Annotated in this window: 15 protein-coding genes; all 15 read left to right on the top strand. The window is 33.8% G+C overall.

Annotated features, from left to right (window positions below; translation table 11 throughout):
* Nucleotides 1-487: 487 nt before the first annotated feature.
* Nucleotides 488-655 (top strand): hypothetical protein, encoded by a 168-nt coding sequence (locus tag RR409_RS04840; RefSeq protein ID WP_332556597.1) that lies wholly within the window; start codon nt 488-490, stop codon nt 653-655.
* 44 nt (nt 656-699) lie between these two features.
* On the top strand, nt 700-3498 hold the full coding sequence (locus RR409_RS04835; protein WP_332556596.1) for a DEAD/DEAH box helicase family protein: 2799 nt from the start codon (nt 700-702) through the stop codon (nt 3496-3498).
* Nucleotide 3499: 1 nt separating this feature from the next.
* Nucleotides 3500-5131 (top strand): N-6 DNA methylase, encoded by a 1632-nt coding sequence (locus RR409_RS04830; protein ID WP_332556595.1) that lies wholly within the window; start codon nt 3500-3502, stop codon nt 5129-5131.
* Nucleotides 5128-6618 (top strand): restriction endonuclease subunit S, encoded by a 1491-nt coding sequence (locus tag RR409_RS04825; protein ID WP_332556594.1) that lies wholly within the window; start codon nt 5128-5130, stop codon nt 6616-6618. The genes RR409_RS04830 and RR409_RS04825 overlap by 4 nt, the downstream gene beginning before the upstream one ends.
* Entirely contained in the window at nt 6615-8369 is a 1755-nt protein-coding gene (locus RR409_RS04820) for a restriction system-associated AAA family ATPase (RefSeq protein ID WP_332556593.1), read from the top strand. The genes RR409_RS04825 and RR409_RS04820 overlap by 4 nt, the downstream gene beginning before the upstream one ends.
* Nucleotides 8369-9430: a hypothetical protein gene (locus RR409_RS04815; RefSeq protein WP_332556592.1), complete on the top strand. Its 1062-nt coding sequence runs from the start codon at nt 8369-8371 to the stop codon at nt 9428-9430. The genes RR409_RS04820 and RR409_RS04815 overlap by 1 nt, the downstream gene beginning before the upstream one ends.
* A gap of 916 nt (nt 9431-10346) precedes the next feature.
* Nucleotides 10347-11252, top strand: coding sequence for an AAA family ATPase (locus RR409_RS04810; RefSeq protein ID WP_332556591.1), 906 nt, complete (start codon nt 10347-10349; stop codon nt 11250-11252).
* The gene (locus RR409_RS04805) at nt 11252-11653 is read left to right on the top strand and encodes a hypothetical protein (protein ID WP_332556590.1); all 402 of its coding nucleotides are present in this window, start codon (nt 11252-11254) and stop codon (nt 11651-11653) included. The genes RR409_RS04810 and RR409_RS04805 overlap by 1 nt, the downstream gene beginning before the upstream one ends.
* 259 nt (nt 11654-11912) lie before the next feature.
* Complete coding sequence (locus RR409_RS04800) at nt 11913-13076, top strand: HNH endonuclease domain-containing protein (protein ID WP_332556589.1); 1164 nt, start codon at nt 11913-11915, stop codon at nt 13074-13076.
* Between the two features lie 390 nt (nt 13077-13466).
* Nucleotides 13467-14399, top strand: a complete 933-nt coding sequence (locus tag RR409_RS04795) for an HD domain-containing protein (RefSeq protein ID WP_332556588.1) — start codon at nt 13467-13469, stop codon at nt 14397-14399.
* 18 nt (nt 14400-14417) lie between these two features.
* The gene (locus tag RR409_RS04790; RefSeq protein ID WP_332556587.1) at nt 14418-14834 is read left to right on the top strand and encodes a hypothetical protein; all 417 of its coding nucleotides are present in this window, start codon (nt 14418-14420) and stop codon (nt 14832-14834) included.
* Nucleotides 14835-14932: 98 nt separating this feature from the next.
* Entirely contained in the window at nt 14933-16300 is a 1368-nt protein-coding gene (locus RR409_RS04785; RefSeq protein WP_332556586.1) for an EVE domain-containing protein, read from the top strand.
* Between the two features lie 481 nt (nt 16301-16781).
* Entirely contained in the window at nt 16782-17090 is a 309-nt protein-coding gene (locus RR409_RS04780; RefSeq protein ID WP_332556585.1) for a hypothetical protein, read from the top strand.
* 163 nt (nt 17091-17253) lie between these two features.
* Nucleotides 17254-17436 carry a hypothetical protein gene (locus tag RR409_RS04775; RefSeq protein WP_332556584.1) on the top strand — a complete coding sequence of 61 codons (183 nt, stop codon included), beginning with the start codon at nt 17254-17256 and terminating at the stop codon, nt 17434-17436.
* 64 nt (nt 17437-17500) lie between these two features.
* On the top strand, nt 17501-18850 hold the full coding sequence (locus RR409_RS04770; RefSeq protein WP_332556583.1) for a multicopper oxidase: 1350 nt from the start codon (nt 17501-17503) through the stop codon (nt 18848-18850).
* Nucleotides 18851-19010 lie beyond the last annotated feature (160 nt).

Genomic DNA, 19010 nt, shown 5'->3' with positions numbered 1-19010 from the left:
GGGAGGCATTTACTTATTTTTAGAGAAATTAGATAATGATTGCTTTTTCACCTGAAGAAAAATACAGAAATTTACTAATAGAAACAGTGCAAATAAAGCTACCATTGAGCAATAGAGAATCAATTTCACTATACAAAATCTTGTAAATGAGTTGATAAAAATGTAGAATAATAATGATGGAAGATACAGAAAGATACGATATAAGCTTTTTGGTAAAGTACTTATTCCTTTCGAAGCTGTAAACCACAATTCTGAAAATAAATCGTAGACTAAAGGCACAAGTAATTCTGCTGGGAAGCTTGATGGTAGTAATGAAACGGTTAAAAGTCTTTTTTGATCTATCATAGATTTATACTGGCTTTGGAGATGGCATCAAGGAAAAGACTTTGAAGCATTATACTGCTTTTAAGAAGATTAAAAATTTTGCTTAGAAATGAAAAGCAAACAACTTCTAGTGAGTTTAAAGTTTAATCCAAATGAGGAACAATTGATATATGTGTTTACGAAAGATATGCGTAATACTGGGCATTTAGGTACCGAGGATTTTCAAGTGACGGTGAAGAGTAATGAAGACTTTGAGAAGGTAAAAACACTAATTGAAAAGAGTTATAATAAAAATAGAGCATATAAACAGGATGCAATTCTCAAAACATAATTTGTGCTATTGTATAAATATAATTTTATGAGGGTGGTTTTAATATGTCTAAAAGTGAAGCAGAAACACGAAAAGAGCTAATTGATGCAAAACTCTATGATGCGGGCTGGGATGTAAATAACCTTACCCAAGTTTCACAAGAGTTTGATATTTCTGTGCCCTTACCAGATAGAGCAGCAGAGGCTCGAACACCTTATGAAGGTCATCAATATAGTGACTATGTTCTGTTAGGAAGAGATGGGAAACCGCTGGCTGTTGTAGAAGCCAAAAAGAGCTCCAAAGACGCTGCAATCGGTCGAGAACAGGCTAAACAGTATTGTTTTAACATCCAAAAACAATATGGCGGCAAGCTACCTTTCTGTCTTTATACTAACGGACTTGAGATATACTTCTGGGATTTAGGCAATTACCCTCCACGAAAAGTAGTAGGTTTTCCAACAAGAGACGATTTAGAGCGATTTCAATATATTAGAGAGAATAGAAAAGAGCTTGTTGATGAGCTCATAAATACTGATATTGCGGGAAGAGATTATCAGATTCGTGCAATCCGTGCTGTTATGGAGGGAATCGAAAAGAAACAACGAAATTTTCTCCTAGTAATGGCCACTGGTACCGGAAAAACAAGAACATGTATTGCACTTGTCGATGCTCTTATGCGTGCAGGTCATGCAGAACGTGTATTATTTCTAGTAGATAGAATTGCTCTGCGGGAACAGGGACTATCGGCTTTCAAAGAACATTTACCAAATGAGCCGCGCTGGCCTAAGGTCGGTGAAAAGCTCATTGCTAAAGATCGCCGTATATATATTTCAACCTATCCCACCATGCTCAATATTATCAGGGAAGAAGGCAACAATCTTTCGCCGCATTTTTTTGATTTGATTGTAATTGATGAAAGTCATCGCTCCATATATAACACCTATGGAGAAGTGCTTGATTATTTCAAGGCGATAAACCTTGGGCTTACAGCGACTCCGACAGATATCATTGACCACAATACTTTTAAGCTATTTAACTGTGAAGATGGTATTCCAACTTTTGCCTATACATATGAGGAAGCAGTTAATAACATTCCCCCCTATCTGTGCAATTTTCAGGTGATGAAAATACACACAAGGTTCCAGGAGGAAGGTATAAGCAAACGAACAATATCGCTGGAAGACCAAAAGCAATTGATTTTTGAAGGTAAAGAGGTCGAAGAGATTAATTTTCAAGGAACTGATCTAGAGAAAACAGTTATCAATAAGGGAACCAACTCGCTTATTGTCAAAGAGTTCATGGAAGAGTCGATTAAGGATGCTAACGGTGTATTACCCGGCAAAACGATATTCTTCTGCTTTTCTATATCTCATGCTAGGCGAATTGAGCAAATATTTGATTCTCTTTACCCTGAATACAACGGTGAATTGGCAAAAGTGCTTGTTTCAGACGATCCACGGGTTTATGGAAAGGGCGGGCTATTAGATCAGTTTACCAATAACGATATGCCTCGTATTGCCCTCAGTGTCGATATGCTGGATACTGGAATCGATATTAGAGAACTGGTTAATCTTGTTTTTGCCAAACCGGTATATTCTTACACCAAGTTTTGGCAGATGATTGGCCGTGGCACACGACTTTTAGAATCAAATAAAATAAAGCCTTGGTGTATGGAAAAAGACAGGTTCCTAATCATGGATTGCTGGGATAACTTTGAATATTTTAAACTCAACCCCAAAGGCAAAGAATCAACTGCTCAAATTCCACTTCCGGTGCGTTTTTTCGGCATCCGGCTTGATAAAATCGAAAAGGCAATTGATAAGCATAATGAGGCTATAGCGCAAAAAGAAATTGGTAAACTTCGAAAACAGATACAGGAGCTCCCACAAAACTCGGTAGTTATTTTAGAGGCAGCTACAGACTTACAAAAGATTCAGGACGAAAATTTCTGGACGAAATTGACACATGAAAAGATAGAGTTCTTACGAGCTACAATAAAGCCACTTTTTAGAACGATTTCACAAACAGATTTTAAGGCCATGCGATTTCAGAAAGATTTACTTGAAACATCATTGGCGAAGTTGGCAGGTGAATCAGGAAAATTTGAAACGCTAAAGGATAATATCGTTGAGGTGATTGGTGAACTCCCGTTATCAGTCAATATTATTGCCAGGGAAGAGATTACTATTAAGCTTGCTCAAACAAATAGTTACTGGGCAAAGGCAACGGACGAAATATTTGATGAACTTGCAGAAAAATTATCTCCCCTAATGAAATATAAAGTTAGTGATGTTACACCTATTGGACCTGCTCAGTTTAATTTGACTGATTTTCTAAAAACGAAAGAAATGATAGAGTTTGGGCCTGAACACTCCACGGTGAGTGTTTCGAAGTACCGTGAAATGGTAGAGATGCTCATCATAGAGCTGACAGAAAGTAATCCTATTTTGCAGAAAATTAAAGAGGGAAAAGAGATTAGTGATGGTGAGGCACAGGAACTTGCCACGCTGCTACACGATGAGCAACCTCATATCACTGAAGATTTACTTAAAGCTGTATATAAAAACCGAAAAGCAAAGTTTATTCAGTTTATTAGACATATTCTTGGGCTGGAAGTCCTGGAAAGTTTCCCGGAAACAGTAACCAGAGCATTTGAACAGTTTATCCAAAGCCATACGAATCTAAGCACGCGGCAACTAGATTTTTTAAATCTTCTTAAAGAGTTAATAATAGAAAAAGGGACCGTGCAAAAGAGGGATCTCATAGAATCCCCCTTTACGGTATTACACCCTCAGGGAATCCGTGGCTTGTTTACCCCTGTGGAAATCAATGAAATTTTAGAATTAACAAAAAAGGTGGCGTAATATGTTACAAAATAACCCAGTACTCAAAAGTAAAATTGATCAACTATGGAACAAATTCTGGAGCGGTGGTATATCCAATCCTCTCACGGCTATTGAACAAATTACATATCTGCTCTTTATGAAACGGCTGGATGATCTTGATCTTAAAAGAAAGGCGGATGCAGAATTTACTGGTGAATCTTATACTTCTAAGTTTGAAGGGTATTGGATACCACCAGAACATGTTTTTAAACCAGATGAGAAAATGTCTAAAGAAGAAGCTGAAATTGAAAAAGAAGAAAGGGAAAAGCCATACCGAGTTGATAAGGAGACCCTTCGTTGGAGCCATTTTAAACGAATGTCAGCAGAAGAGATGCTTACTCATGTTCAGATGAAAGTATTTCCTTTCTTGAAATCGCTTAATGGAGATGAATCGCCATTTACCCATCACATGAAGAATGCGGTCTTTATTATCCCAAAACCTGCATTGTTGGTAGAAGCAATGTCCACTATTGAAGAGATATTTGCGGAGATTGAAAAAGATGCTAACGAGGGGGGACAGGCGTTTCAGGATATTCAGGGGGATGTATATGAAATGCTCCTTTCTGAAATTGCCACATCAGGAAAAAACGGACAGTTTAGAACACCGAGACATATTATCAAGCTTATTGCCGAACTGGTAGAACCCCAATTAGGTAACAAGATTGCTGACCCAGCCTGTGGAACCGGCGGTTTTCTTCTCGGAGCATATCAATATTTGGTGACCCAGCTTGATAAAAACAAGAAGAATCTCACGCCTGACGAAGATGGTTTCATTCGTAATTCGATAAGCGGGCTTTTAACTAGAGAAGTGAATGATATTCTGAACGACAGTTTGTATGGTTATGACATTGATGTTACTATGGTGCGTTTGGGTCTGATGAACCTGATGATGCATGGCGTAGACACTCCGCACATTGATTATAAAGACACCTTGAGCAAAGGATTTGCAGAGTCAAATCAATATCATGTTATTATGGCTAATCCACCCTTTACAGGCAGTATTGACAAAGGTGATATAAATGAATCGCTCACTTTAGGAACTACTAAAACCGAACTGCTCTTTATCGAGAATATTTATAATCTACTTAAAATGGGTGGGACTGCAGGTGTGATAGTGCCACAAGGTGTTCTGTTTGGAAGTGGTAACGCATTTGTTGAAGCAAGAAAAATACTCGTTGAAAAATGTGAACTTAAAGCAGTTATCACTATGCCCAGCGGAGTATTTAAACCCTACGCTGGAGTTAGTACTGCCATTTTGATCTTTACCAAGGGCGGTGAAACCGAGAATGTTTGGTTTTACGAAATGCAAAGCGATGGCTATGGCCTTGACGATAAACGTAATAAGTTAGAAGGATATGGTGACTTACAGGATATTGTAACGCAGTATAAAAAGCGTGATGGAAGTAAAGAAAGCGACCGAAAAGAAAAGTTCTTTTTTGTTCGGAAAGAGGAGATTGTTGCAGAAGGATATGATCTTTCCATGAGTAAGTACAAAGAAGATGTGTTTAAAGAGGTTGTATATGAAAAGCCGTCAGTGATTCTATCCAAACTCAAGAACATGGAGAGTGAGATTAATAAAGGGTTGACTGAACTAGAGGTGATGCTGAGATGAAAATAGCAAAACTGGTTGAATATGCAAAAGTCAGTATTGGACAAAGTGCGCCTCAAAGCATCGATGATTTTTCTGATAGGGGAAATCCATTTATTCGAGCGGGTAGCCTTGATTCAATTATATCTGGGAAATCTCTTGATTTACTTGAGTTAATATCAGATGAGTCAGCAAAAAAAAATAAATTAAAATTATATCCTGTAAATTCTGTTGTTTTCGCAAAAAGCGGTATGTCTGCTACAAAAAATAGAGTGTATAAACTTACACAACCTTGTTATGTAGTTAGTCACCTTGCAATATTATCGCCAAACGAAAAGACTAATCCAGAGTATTTACGTTTGGTAGTACAACATGCAAAGCCGTCTACATTAATTAAAGATCCTGCATATCCTTCGATAAGCCAACGTGATATTGAAAATTTCATATTGCCATTTCCACCTCTAGACGATCAAAATCGTATTGTTGCTGTTCTCACCCGGGCGGAGAAACTGATTTCCAAACGCAAAGAGAGCATAGAGGCTTTGGATAAACTCTTGAAGAGTATTTTTATTGAGATGTTTGGCAATTCAGCAGAAATGCTTCAGCAACCAAAAACAAAATTAAATAAATTTATTAACTTCCTAACAAGTGGTTCGCGTGGTTGGGCTCAATATTATTCTGAAACTGGAGATATCTTTATAAGAATAAATAATGTTAGAGATGCATGTTTTAAATTAGATGACATGATTTATGTTAATCCACCAAATAATGCTGAGGCTGCAAGAACGAAGGTTAAGGTAAATGATTTATTGTTTTCAATAACAGCTGATCTTGGTAGAACTGCTGTTGTTAATGAAATGCTTGACGGAGCATTTATTAACCAACATTTAGCATTGATAAGACTAGATAATGATAGAATTAACCCTATTTTTGTTGCTTGGTACTTTGCAATGCCTTATGGTAAATCTATTGTATTAAAGAAAAATAGAGAGGGTGTCAAAGCAGGTTTAAACTTTGATGATATACGAGGATTTGAAATCGTTACACCACCTCTCTCGCTTCAAAACAAATTCGCTTCAATAGTTGAAAAAGTAGAAACAATAAAAGCCAAATACCAGGAAGGCCTTACCGAACTGGAAGACCTTTATGGTTCCCTGAGTCAACGTGCATTTAAAGGAGAGTTGGATTTGAGCAATGTTCCAATGGAAAAAGAAAATGAAACTATCGGACTTCCTGGAGATGCGGAAGTAACAATACCAATAGCTGATGAGCTAAAAGTATCCCCAAAATACTCAGATGTCGAATTGCGAAAAATTATTCAATCTCTAGCAGAAGAGACTTTTAATTTTGACACACTAATGTCTGCGATTCAAAAGGCTTTGTTTGAAGAGATGCCAGAATATGAAGATTTAAAAAAACAAATATATAATATGCTTGAAGGTATAAATCCGCTATTGTCACAGACTTTTGACAAGGTTAAAAAAGAGATAGTGTTGAGGGTAAATTTATGAAACTTCTACGCTTGAAAATAACAGATCCTAATGGCTTTAGAAGTCTACAACCCGATTTTGAAGTTCATTTTCTGCGTGAAAGGAACTATTCTGAGGCTAGCGCATTCAATCCCTACATATTGGCTGGACCAAACGGCAGTGGTAAGTCTAATATATTAGAAGCATTAGCCTCAATCTTTTATCATATCGAGTGCATGTATCTCGAGTACAGACCGATATCATTTGAATATGATGAATTGGAAAATCCCCAAGGCTTTCGTAGTGGAATTGCCTCACCTAACGGTTTTGAACTAGAATATGTTATTTCTGCTCCTGCCACATTAAACATGACAAGGACTCATGAGTATGCGCATATTAAAGTCATTAAAGAAACGGACAAGGCGCCTTTAATTTATTGGGTTAATAGAGACTTATTTAATGTTGCAGCGGATCAGGCACTTATCAGTGCAGAACAAAATCTTGCAAGTAGTGAAGCAAAGCAGGTATTGCCCGACTTTGTACTGGGTTACTCCTCTGGTGAAAATGAAATATTGAGTTTGCCTTTCTTCAAGATGCGCTTTATCCATTTTGATGAGTACAAAGATTATCTTATTAGCCAAAAACCTTATTCAAGTATACCAGAGGGTAGGCTTACATTTCTGAATAGTGAATTTAGCCAGGCTATTTTATTAAGCAATCTTCTCATTCAAGACAAGGACTTATTAAGGCCATTTAAAGATGAAGTAGGCATTGAAGATATAAAGACTTTTCGTATCATCATTAAAAAGTATATTAAGCTTGATGAAAAACAGATTACCGAAGATCCAAAGGATACAGTCAACTTTCAAAAGAATATCACTGAGACAGTCGAAGATGAATTGGGTGAAAAACAGTACCGCCTTGATATTACACAAAACCTGAAAATAGTCATTCAGAAGTTAAAAAATTGTTCTACTTGTAGTTACTATGATACTGAAGCTGATGAACTGTATCTTGATTATTGGGTTAATGAAGATACTAAAGAAGCATTTGCTCATAACTTTTATTCAGCGATTGAGCTTTTTCAGGCTTTCCAGATTCTGCTTACTCTCAATCTTTATACTGTTAATGAGAAGTTAAAAAAGGAGCTGTATCAATCTACAAGCCTTTACGTGAATGAAACTGTTCCAACGCTCCCCTCAGATCAACGGATAATGCGATTCAAGGATTTATGGATACAAAAGAGCGGAGTGGATGAAAACATACTTAGTAAATCACTTTCTGATGGGGAACATCAATTTCTCCATTCCCTAGGTTTATGCCTTTTATATAAGGACAAAAAGTGTTTATTCCTGCTTGATGAACCAGAGACCCATTTCAATCCTGACTGGCGGGCAAAGTTCATTTCGAAGATTAGGGAATGCTTTGTTCGGGAGAAGGAACCCACAATGCGAGAAATGTTGATTACAACACATACGCCATTTTTAATATCAGATAGTAAGCAAGACTATGTACTGATCTTTAATAAAAATGTTGAGAGTAAAATGGTAGAGGTTTCTCGACCGGATTATAACACACTTGGTGCCTCAATTAATAAAATTACTATGAAATCCTTTGGTAAAACGTCAACAATTGGTGGGTATGCTGAAAAACAACTTAATGAAATTAAAAAACGGTTTGAAACTGGAGCTCCAAAGCAAGAGTTAATCGATGAAGTTAATAATTTGCTCGGGGATTCGGTAGAGAAAGTACTATTTGTTAAAAAAGTACTTGATAGTATGGAGGATGAATAATGCTATTCTCATATCAATACATCAATCATTCCATGGAAAGAATGCAAGAGTTTATCGACTACATATTTTATGAAGTTTGGTGTGAAGCACCCATAAACGAGTATGACGTTGAGGTATTGTTCAGCAACAATACTGATCTCCTTGGTATTATTCAGGATTTACATAATACGGAGCCAAAGGGTGCAGAGTTTTTCATTAAAGGCATTCAAGAGGTTTTTTTGATTTTTAAAACACTAAATACAGTTGAAATTAACCAATTGAAAACTTGGTACCAATCAAATAATAGCATTGAAGATTTATGCAAGAATGATCCAACTGCTACGCCCTCAACTTACAACGATATAAGTAATATGAATACAAAATTAAGTGCTGCCCTAAAAGCATTTTTTGAGAAATTATACTCCCATGACTTTCTTTCTCTTAAAGTGTTATCAGATAAAATTGGTTTAATCGATGATCATTATACAAAATTTATTAAGATAAATTCCAAAGGCAAATGTCCCTATTGTGGATTATATGATATTGATGGCGAATTTGTTCATACCAGAGAAGCCTATGACCATTATTTACCGAAAAGCAAATATCCTTTCTCTTCAATAAATTTTAAAAACTTGGCTCCGATTTGTAATAAATGCAATAGTGGTAATAAGGGATCAAAAGATCCGCTTCACGATATAAATGGAAACCGTCGAAAAGCGTTTTATTCCTATAATTCGGTCCCTTACTCTTTGGAAATTGATCTAATACTCAATTCGCATGATTTGGAGAATTTAACCCCACAAGACATTAACATCACTTTTGGGCCAACAAGTTTGGCGGAAGAGTTCCAAACTTGGAACGAACTTTTTGGGATTAATGAACGTTATAAGGCTAAATGTTGTAGTGCTGATGCTAAACATTGGGTTACTCAGGTATTAGATGAAAGTCAAAATTACGGCTTAACACCAATAGAATTTCTACGAGGTAAGATAAAAGAGTCCGAGCGTAGCCCTTATTCTGAGCTGAACTTTTTGCGCAAACCATTTCTGGAGGCATGTGAAGCACAACATATTTTTACATAGAAGAGAAACCTCTGCCTTTTGAATTTTGCGAAACATTCAATATTTATTCTTAAATTTCTAACTATTTATCTTTAGCAACCAAGGTTTGTTCACTTCGATTCCAAACCTTGGAAGAACCCCTGGGGAACGCGAAATGCGTCGAAATGAGTAGCGGAGCTAGCATCATAAATGGAACATTTGATGCAGGGGCTGGGGAATTAGGGTCAAGTTTAAGTATAAAACTTATGATTAACGGATTAAAGTGACCCTACAGATAGAGGGAAGCAAAATTTAATATTGCTAAATTAAAATAATAAATAATGCGTTAGCATTTCATTGAGGAACTAGTCTTTATTAAAAGGCTAATTATTTAATGGGGTTCAATTATAGATTTGCGATATTTTTGTGAAAGTTGATTATTTTAGGTAAGTAAGAATTTTTAGCAATTGAAAATAAGACTGACAATCCCTTAGAATTTATTGACGGTAAGATCTATCTTCTCTAACCAGCGGAAGTTGCCGTTGGTTGATTTCTGCAAGAGCTTAAACAATTACGTGCTTTTAATTTGCACACGACAATTTGTCGCGTGCAAATTTATAAACTTATCAATCCTTCTACTTTTCAAACAATCATAAAATTACTTCCGATATAAAATTAATAAACTTATGTATATTAGCTATTATTGACAATTCATTAATAGCTTTTTGTTTTTATTAAGTACTTCTCTTTCTTTAAGGATACTATGGATACTTACAATGAATATAGAAGCTCATAAGGTAAGAGAAAAAGATATAGTAAATATAACGAACCATAAATCACTGTGAAGGGTACTTGCTGAAATTAAAACAAGTACTCTTTAATTTTTCGGAATATTTATCAATGGCTGTAAAATAAAATATTATGTAAATGCTTTTTAATAATTTCAAGGAGGACATTTTTGAAAGTAGTTTCAGTTATAAATTACAAGGGTGGAGTAGGTAAAACTACAGTTACTGCTAATATTGCTACAGAGCTTGCAAAGGATGGAAAAAGAGTTTTAATAATTGACTTGGATCCACAGGCAAGCTTAACCTTTTCTTTTATTAATGTAGATGAATGGGAATCTAAGTATAAGGATACAAGAACAATAAAAAACTGGTATGATGATATTTTAAACAATAGACCGGTAGAATTATCAAATTATATAATTAAAGATCTGGAAGTAAATAAACAGTTATCAACCAAGCTAAGTTTAATTCCATCCCACTTAGGGCTCTTTGATGTAGAGGTAGAGTTAGCTCATGGAATTACAGGAGGAAGAAAAAGAAAGCTAGTAACAAACAAATTGAAAACCTTATCTTTATTAGCTAAAGGTATAGAAAGACTCAAAGGAATTTATGATATTGTGATAATAGACTGCCAACCAAGTTTTAATTTAATTACACAAAGTGCAATAGTTGCAAGCGACAATTATATGATTCCTACCAGGTTAGATTATTTATCTACATTAGGTGTAACCTCCTTGGATAAACATATCAATGGACTATTAACTGAGCTTAATGATGGAATAGAGGAATTTAACTTAAGGGATTATCATATAAAGGCAAAACCCCTTGGTGTTGTCTCTATAATGGTACAGTTTTATGGAAAAGAACTAATTTCCACTAATAAGCAGTACTATAATGAGCTACAAAAGAATAACATAATTCTATTTAAGAATAAGATTAGAGAAAACAAAACCTTTTTCAATACAAATAATCGCATTCCTGTTGTTATGAAAAGAGGAAATAGTGATTCAGAAAGAGATATTTTAAATGATCTTAAGGGAATTACTATTGAATTTATTCAAAGGGTGGGATTATAATGACCATAACAAAGGAACAGACTTTTGAATTAGTATCTTTAGCCATAAATACAATAGCTCAACTAAGTGAAAAGGATATAAAGGCTTTACTTAATAAACAAGCTATGCTAACAGTAAAATTCAATAAAAAGGATAAAAGTAAAATTAGTAGTTTAGAAACTAAAGAATTGAAAAATTATGAAAAACATGCACAAGCAATAATAAACTTTAACACTAGAGACGAAGCAAGAGCTTATATAAATTCTTCAAAGTTAAAAAAGCCAGATTTGATTTTTCTATCAAAATTCATGTCAGTTCATATAAATAGAAGTGATAAGAAAGAAGATATCATAAATAATATAATTGAATCAGTTATTGGTAGCAGATTAAGGGTAGAAGCAATTAAACATGCTACACTTTAGATGAATTTGTATTAAGAAAGTAAAGATAAATATTTGTTATTAGTGAGTTCACTCCTGCGTCATTCGCAAACTTCCCCTGGGGTACGCTGTTCATGTAGAAATTAAGAATAAAAACATATATTAAAATAAAATTATTTAAAAACTCCATGCTATAATTATATTGGAGTTTTTTTACTTACATATATAAATATACAAAGAAATATTTATAATAAAGAGTTTAAATACAAAGTGTAATCTATGGGTTAAGGGGGGAACAGCTTTGAATCAAATAATAATACCAGAAAACCAAGTTATACTACCAAAATCAGCAGAAATAATACCTTATAGCAATGAAGTGGACTATTCAACTTTTTCAAGGGTTCTAGATGAAAACAAGGTGGTTGCAAGTTATAAGATGTATTGGCTGATTGCAATCCTTGATGAGATTTCTATTGGAAGTGTAGAAATTTCATTTAAAAGACTAATATCTAGAATGATAGTTAATGCCTGGTATCCAATTCGAGCTTTTAAGCTTAGCTTTGGATTTTGTGATAATCTAGTTACTGTGGTTAATTACATTGCAGATACCTACAACTTCCCCAATAATTATGAGGAAAACAAACTTCTTGATTTTATACATACCTCGGAAGATAAAGTTTTAGTAAAAATGCTTAAGGACTTAACTTTAAATGTTCCTTATAGGTTCTTATCTCCTTTTCTTAATAATAAAGTTATGGATAAGAAAAAGCCTATGAAAGAGCTTGAAGAACTTTCAAGGATAGAAGATAACTGTGTCTATGGTATTTTTAATGATGAAAATAATGAGAGCTTTATTAGAATAAAACATGGATGGATAGATTATTTAAAGTTTAATTACAGGATATTAAAAGGTTGGGCTTATTACAAGCTGGTATGTTTTCTGCAAAAGAGAAATCCGAATGTTCCTGCCATAGCCTTTAAGCTGGAAGCACCTAAAACTAGAAGTCTTTCTAAGGCAACTAAGCTCTGGAAAGAAGTAATTGGTAGTTCAAAGATTGTGGACATCTATACAGGAAAGCACTTTGATGAGGAAAATTATAATTTACATGGTAGCTTAAGTATAGATCATTTCATTCCCTGGAGCTTTGTGCTCCATGATCAAATTTGGAATCTGCTACCTACCTTTAAAAATATAAATAGTAAAAAGAATGATGATTTATTAGCTTATGATAAATATATAGTTGATTTTTGTAATATCCAATATGAAGCCTTTGCCCATGTGTGTAAGAACAAGATAGATACCATTGCAGAGGATTATATTGATGCCTTTAGATTAGAAAATATTTATGAGTTTTATAAAAGTGGTACAAAGGAAATGTTCAGCAAGGAACTAAAAAAATGCATTTCTCCAATTTACCAAATTGCAGTTAATCAAGGGTTTCAAGTTAAAGAGAATTTACTTTAAATTAAGTACTATTATCACTTTTAAGTTTATGGGAATTGAACATAAAAATTGAAAAGGCAAAAATTATATATAAATTCCTTGAGATAGCTCATAAATATGATAATGAAGAAGGAACTACTGCAGTGTCCAAAGAAATAGAAACTTATGTCAACCACTCATGGGCTAGGTGTTTATAATAGATACAAATCATAAAATCATCACAACAATTAATTGAAATCAAGTTAAAGCTGAAAATAGCAATTAGGGGAATCTAAAATGATTCCCCTTATCTATTTTTTGGAATAATACATAATTTAAAAATATATAATTTTATGAAGCATTATTTTAAAGAAAGGCAATGAATGAAAAAAGAAAAAATATTTGTAGGAAACTAAAAGGTGGAGGTAAATTGTGCGTATTTTAAATTCGGATCCCCTATACGGTGACAACGGTGGAAGGTTTCTTTTGTCTTTAATTAAGAGAGAAGCTAAAGGTCACATTTATGATTTATATTTTATAAACCGTAGTAGAGAAACTATTCCTAAATTAGAAGTAAGAAGATTTCATTCAGCATACAACAACTTTTGGGAAGCAGATTTTGCAGATGAAATTTCAACTAAATTAATTGAAAATATGAAGCCCGAAGAAAAAATTCTAGTGGATGAACTAAATGAGCATCATACTGGTGTAGATGGCTTTATGTTTAGCTTCACCCTATGTCTAGAGGATGAAGTTATTACCATTAATCATAGTATAAAAAGAAAAGAGCTTTTACCAAAGTTTTTTGGACCAGGAAACGGACATGATGGTGAGGTTGTTGGTACCTTTACTCCAAATATAGTTATTAAGCCTTTAACCAACCAAGGATACAAACTTTTTACTAAAGCCGTAGAGGTAGCAGCCAAGGCTCATGCAAAACAATTAAGGAAAGGAACTAGTATCCCCTATATTTTCCACTATTTGGAAACTGCTAACATTCTTGCAGACAATGATTGTTCAGAGGAAATGTTAGTTGCAGGAGTCCTCCATGATACCTTAGAAGATACGGACCTTACAGCAGAGGAAATCAGTGATCTATTTGGAGAACACATCTTAAAGGTAGTATTAGGAGCTTCGGAACCTGATAACCATAGACTTAGTTGGAAGGAGAGAAAGCAGCATACTCTTGATTATTTGAAAAAAGCAAGAAAAGAAATACTCTTGGTTTCTTGTGCTGATAAATTAAGCAATATAAGAAGTCTCGCTAAAGATTATGAAGATCTTGGTGACAAGCTTTGGAGCAGATTTAACGCAGGCTATGAGGAACAAAAATGGTATTATCAAAGTCTTGTAATTAGTTTATAAGGAATAAGAGAATTTAAAATGTATGCTGAATTTTATCAACAAGTTAAAAAAGTCTTTGGTTGTTTTACACTACCTTTAATTATTGATGATAGTTTAGAAGCTAATGATTGGAAATTAGATTTAAACTATTTAAAAACCTCTGATGCAGGTTTAAAAAGTACAATTACATCAGGCCTTGGAAAGGTGATAAAAGAATTTGATATATTAAATTTAGCGACACTAACGCCAGAAGTACGTTTGGTTATGGAAAATATCATGAAGTGTTTTGAAAGCACCTTGGAGAATAAATACAAACTCATGACTGAAAAAGAATGGCTAGATGTAATTAGAGTATTTTATCTCCTTAGAACATATTTGTTTGAAAATCAAGGTATCATTAGAAGCCTTGCCGGTACAAATTTAGTGGACTGGTTTATGTATTTTGAAGAACATTAAAATAATGGGAAATTTAGTTTGGTTAGGGGATTCCATGTTCAGGCTATGAAATAGCGTAGAAATCTAATTGTTTTATAAAATTATATTGGGGGTATAAAATGAAAACTTGGATTTTACAGAGTAATCCAAAGAAGTGTAATATTTATCAAGAACTTTTTGAAAGTGATGAAATTCAATGGTCAATTAGTAGATATAAACAAGAGATTTCCATTGGAGACAAGGTGTTTATATGGATAGCAGAAGGTGATAGACCAGGCTACGGTGGAATTGTTGCAAAAGGAGAAATAACTGGAGTAAAGATAGTAGATATTAATAAGCCGACCCATGGCAGTACAACTGTAAAAATAAAAGAGCTAAGACTAAAGGAAGAAGAAGGCGCACTTTTAAGAACAAAATTAAAAACTATAAAGGAATTAGAAAACTTAAGTATATTAAAGTCACCAAACAATGCAATATTTAAGCTCAGTGATACAGAAGCAGAGGTGATTGAAGATATCTGGTGTAGTAAAAAATTAGGCTCAGTGATATATGAAAAGAAAATCATCAATATAAACTCCACAATAAATGTTACTAGAACTATGGAAAATTACTGCATTAGTAAACTTAGCTATTTAAATTGTAAAGAACTTGATGAAGTAATATCAGATGTTCGAAAAGTTTGTAGTCCTTATTTAAATGATGATTGGCTTTGGCAAACACATGAATGTGCAAATTATTGGGAAAATGCACATATTTATTTAGTAAATGAGGAATTAATGGATCACATTCATCATCCTTGTAGTAATTTATCTATTGATGAAAATTACTTCAAAGACTTGTTGCCTGAGTTAAAAGAAACAAAGGAATTAAATGAAGATAGAATCAATGGTGTATGGGAAAGAATAAAAGATGGAAGAAAATCTACTCATGCTATGGGTGTGTATTTTTCTCACTTAAGTATAGATAAACTTAATAAAATTAAGGAAGAATTCAACCTTAATATAGAAAATAGAGATGTTATATTTATATGTCCTGAAAGAGTTTATAAATGGTGTGATAATAATGAGGTTACTTTCCCTATAGCATTTGCCATGGTGGTAATACATGAACTTGCTCATTTTTATATTAATTATAAAAAGAGGGTTCAGGGAATAGACACTGATTACTATGGTGAGCCTTGGGGGAAGGTAATAGAAGAAAGTATTGCTAATGTCCTAGCCTATAATAGATTTTCAGAAAATGAAAGAGCAGTATTAAGGAAACTTATAGGAAAGCAGCCCATTGAATATAGAGCTTGTATATTTTGGATATTACTTAGTGAAAAAGAAGCAGTAAGAACTGCAGTCCATTGGGCACATGTTAATTCAAATGAGATTTGTGAAAGCATAAAGAATATATGTAAAATTAAATTGCCACAAAATTATACCTGTGATAATGCCTTTTGGAAAGCAATTGCTATAAAAGTTTGCATCAGTGTGTTTAGTTAACAACATAGGGGATGAAATTATATATAATGGAAGATAATTTTTAAGCTCTTATTTTAAATCATGTATCATAGTAAATTTGAGCTCTTTAATTGATTTCTTTAAGTTCTTTTTAGAGTTTAAAATTTAGTAAGCACATCCCTCACTACTGCCTAGGTGCATGTATTTTATATGGAAATTTAGCAATTTTTGAAAGTGGACTTGAATATTTTTATTTAACTCTGCAATTGATTATTTCCTAAAATTGTCATATAATTATATTAGAACCAAATAAAATTAAATAACAAACCAATATATCAAGAGTTAGGGTAGAGTTTTAGCTCTATGACCCTATACCAACCTGCCATGTGTAAGGTGGTCCTGCTAAAATTACGATAAGGAGGTGTAAAATGGACGTAACGTAGTCTTCTTATCATTATGGTAAGGAGACTTTTATTTTTGTATTTAAATAATTAAGGATTAATAAAGGAAAGAGGTACTAAGAATGAATTCACAAGGTTTTATTAGAGGATATATGGCTAAGAATATGGAGCCAGAAAGGTTTATAGAAGTAGTTTCTGAGGCAATAAGAAAAGAGTTGAATTTTAGTGTAGAGGTTAATAAAGGTAATGTCTTATATGTCATTAATGTTAATGACAAATATAATGTAGAAATTCCTGTGGCTTTAATAAAAGAGCTTATTGCAAGGAGCCCTTACGGGGTAGATAAATATATACTTGATAAGTTAATTGAAATGGGGAAACCTGTTGAACAAGGTAGAAGTCAGGATTTAAAGTACTGTTATTTAGAATAAAATTAATAGGATAAACATTAAGTGAGGTGGCTAATGAACTAGCTGCCTCTTTTTCTACGTGTGCAAAATTAAAGAGTTTTTATCTAAACAACCTCTAAGTAATACACAAATACTCTATATCACACATAAGATAAAGTGTAAATTATTAAAAGGATGTGTCAATATGGATGATTATACTTATGAGGGTTATAAAAAGGTAAATCCTTCTGACCCTACTGCTATTCCAAGATTCGTTGACCCACTTCCAATTCCACCAGTTGTAAGACTTTATTCTGATTATGATTATTCTTGCGAAAGAAAAGCGTATTATAATGTGGAAATGGTGCATTTAAAACAGATTTCATAGATTTTTTCCGGGTACTACGGTTTGGGGATATAACGAGCAGTATCCTGGCCCCACAATTGAAGTGATGAAGGATGTTCCTGTTGAAATTAAATGGTCAAATAAACTTCCAGATAAACACCTTTTTCCAGTAGATCATACTCTTCATGGAACTATGGATACACCAGATGTAAGAACTGTAGTTCATTTACACGGTGCAAATGTGGAAGCACATAGCGATGGCCATCCTGAGGCTTGGTTTACAAGGAATTTTAAAGTTACTGGTGAAAAATTTACTAGAGAAGTTTATGAATACACTAATCATCAAACTGGGGCTACCATTTGGTATCATGACCATGCCATCGGAATAACAAGATTAAACGTATATGCAGGACTTGCAGGCTTTTACTTAATAAGAGATCAATTAGAAGATAGATTAAATTTACCAAGGGATACCTATGAAATACCATTAATGATACAAGACAAGGTGTTTAATGAGGATGGCTCTTTATTTTATCCAAATAATGCAGTGCCACCAGTAGAAAACCCTGTACCATCTACACCTTCTTTTTTCTTCGGAAATACAATTGCAGTTAATGGTAAGCTTTGGCCTTATCTAGAGGTTGAGCCTCGTAAATATAGATTCAGAATATTAAATGCTTCAAACTTAAGAGCCTATGGAATTAGTTTAAGTAATGGGGGAACTTTCCACCAAATAGGTACAGAATTAGGTCTACTCCATCACCCTGTTGAAATCAACTCTTTTGTTCTGGAACCTGCTGAAAGAATTGATGTAATTATTGATTTTTCAAAGTTTGAAGAAAAAGAAATAACTTTAGTAAATGGAGCCGGAAGCACTCCACCTGCTGATGAAAATACTAATATTATTATGAAATTTAAAGTAACACTTCCCTTGAGGAATAAAGACACTAGTACAATTCCACAGGAATTATTACCTTATCAGCATATTGAGCCATCTCTTGCTTCTAGGGAAAGAACTTTACATTTAGACCAAACACGTGACTCTTATGGTAGAGCCTTACACTTGCTAAATAATAGAATGTGGAGCGATCCAGTTACTGAGAAAGTTGAACTAGATACCATAGAAATTTGGCATTTGGTTAATCATTTCTTGTTTCCACATCCAATTCATGTTCATTTAGTTCACTTTGAAATACTAGGAAGAAAGCCTTTTACTGATAGTGATTTCGATGAAAATGGAAATTATATTTATATTCCTGAAAACCTAACTCCACCTTTAGATTTTGAAAGAGGCTTAAAGGATGTGGTGAGAACAACTCCCGGAGAGGTAACCACTATTGCTATGCACTTTAAGGAACATGTTGGGGATTATATTTGGCATTGCCATATTCTAGAGCATGAAGACAATGATATGATGAGACCTCTTAAAGTAATTGAAAGCCCTACTTCTAGATAATATAAATGAAGTATAAATTGAAAAACTCTAGTCCCAAATATTTGCTTAAGCAGGTAACCATAGTTGCCTGCTTTTTTGCTAAATTTTAGTTTCTGTAGTAAGCAATCACACCCCTCATTTTTGCCCCAGGGTAAGCTATTTCATATTGTTAATGTAGCTT

It is taken from the genome of Clostridium sp. (genome assembly GCF_036642255.1).
Classification (GTDB): Bacteria; Bacillota; Clostridia; order Clostridiales; family Clostridiaceae; genus Clostridium_J.
The sequence above is the reverse complement of the archived record's forward strand: the minus strand, read 5'-3'. Positions and strand labels throughout refer to the sequence as shown.

Excerpts from the sequence above, each read along its gene's own strand:
- RR409_RS04830 (WP_332556595.1), top strand. The coding sequence starts at position 3,500 with ATGTTACAAAATAACCCAGTACTCAAAAGTAAAATTGATCAACTATGG.
- RR409_RS04775 (WP_332556584.1), top strand. The coding sequence starts at position 17,254 with ATGGATGATTATACTTATGAGGGTTATAAAAAGGTAAATCCTTCTGAC.
- RR409_RS04825 (WP_332556594.1), top strand. The coding sequence starts at position 5,128 with ATGAAAATAGCAAAACTGGTTGAATATGCAAAAGTCAGTATTGGACAA.
- RR409_RS04770 (WP_332556583.1), top strand. The coding sequence starts at position 17,501 with ATGAAGGATGTTCCTGTTGAAATTAAATGGTCAAATAAACTTCCAGAT.
- RR409_RS04820 (WP_332556593.1), top strand. The coding sequence starts at position 6,615 with ATGAAACTTCTACGCTTGAAAATAACAGATCCTAATGGCTTTAGAAGT.
- RR409_RS04790 (WP_332556587.1), top strand. The coding sequence starts at position 14,418 with ATGTATGCTGAATTTTATCAACAAGTTAAAAAAGTCTTTGGTTGTTTT.
- RR409_RS04785 (WP_332556586.1), top strand. The coding sequence starts at position 14,933 with ATGAAAACTTGGATTTTACAGAGTAATCCAAAGAAGTGTAATATTTAT.
- RR409_RS04835 (WP_332556596.1), top strand. The coding sequence starts at position 700 with ATGTCTAAAAGTGAAGCAGAAACACGAAAAGAGCTAATTGATGCAAAA.
- RR409_RS04780 (WP_332556585.1), top strand. The coding sequence starts at position 16,782 with ATGAATTCACAAGGTTTTATTAGAGGATATATGGCTAAGAATATGGAG.
- RR409_RS04815 (WP_332556592.1), top strand. The coding sequence starts at position 8,369 with ATGCTATTCTCATATCAATACATCAATCATTCCATGGAAAGAATGCAA.
- RR409_RS04805 (WP_332556590.1), top strand. The coding sequence starts at position 11,252 with ATGACCATAACAAAGGAACAGACTTTTGAATTAGTATCTTTAGCCATA.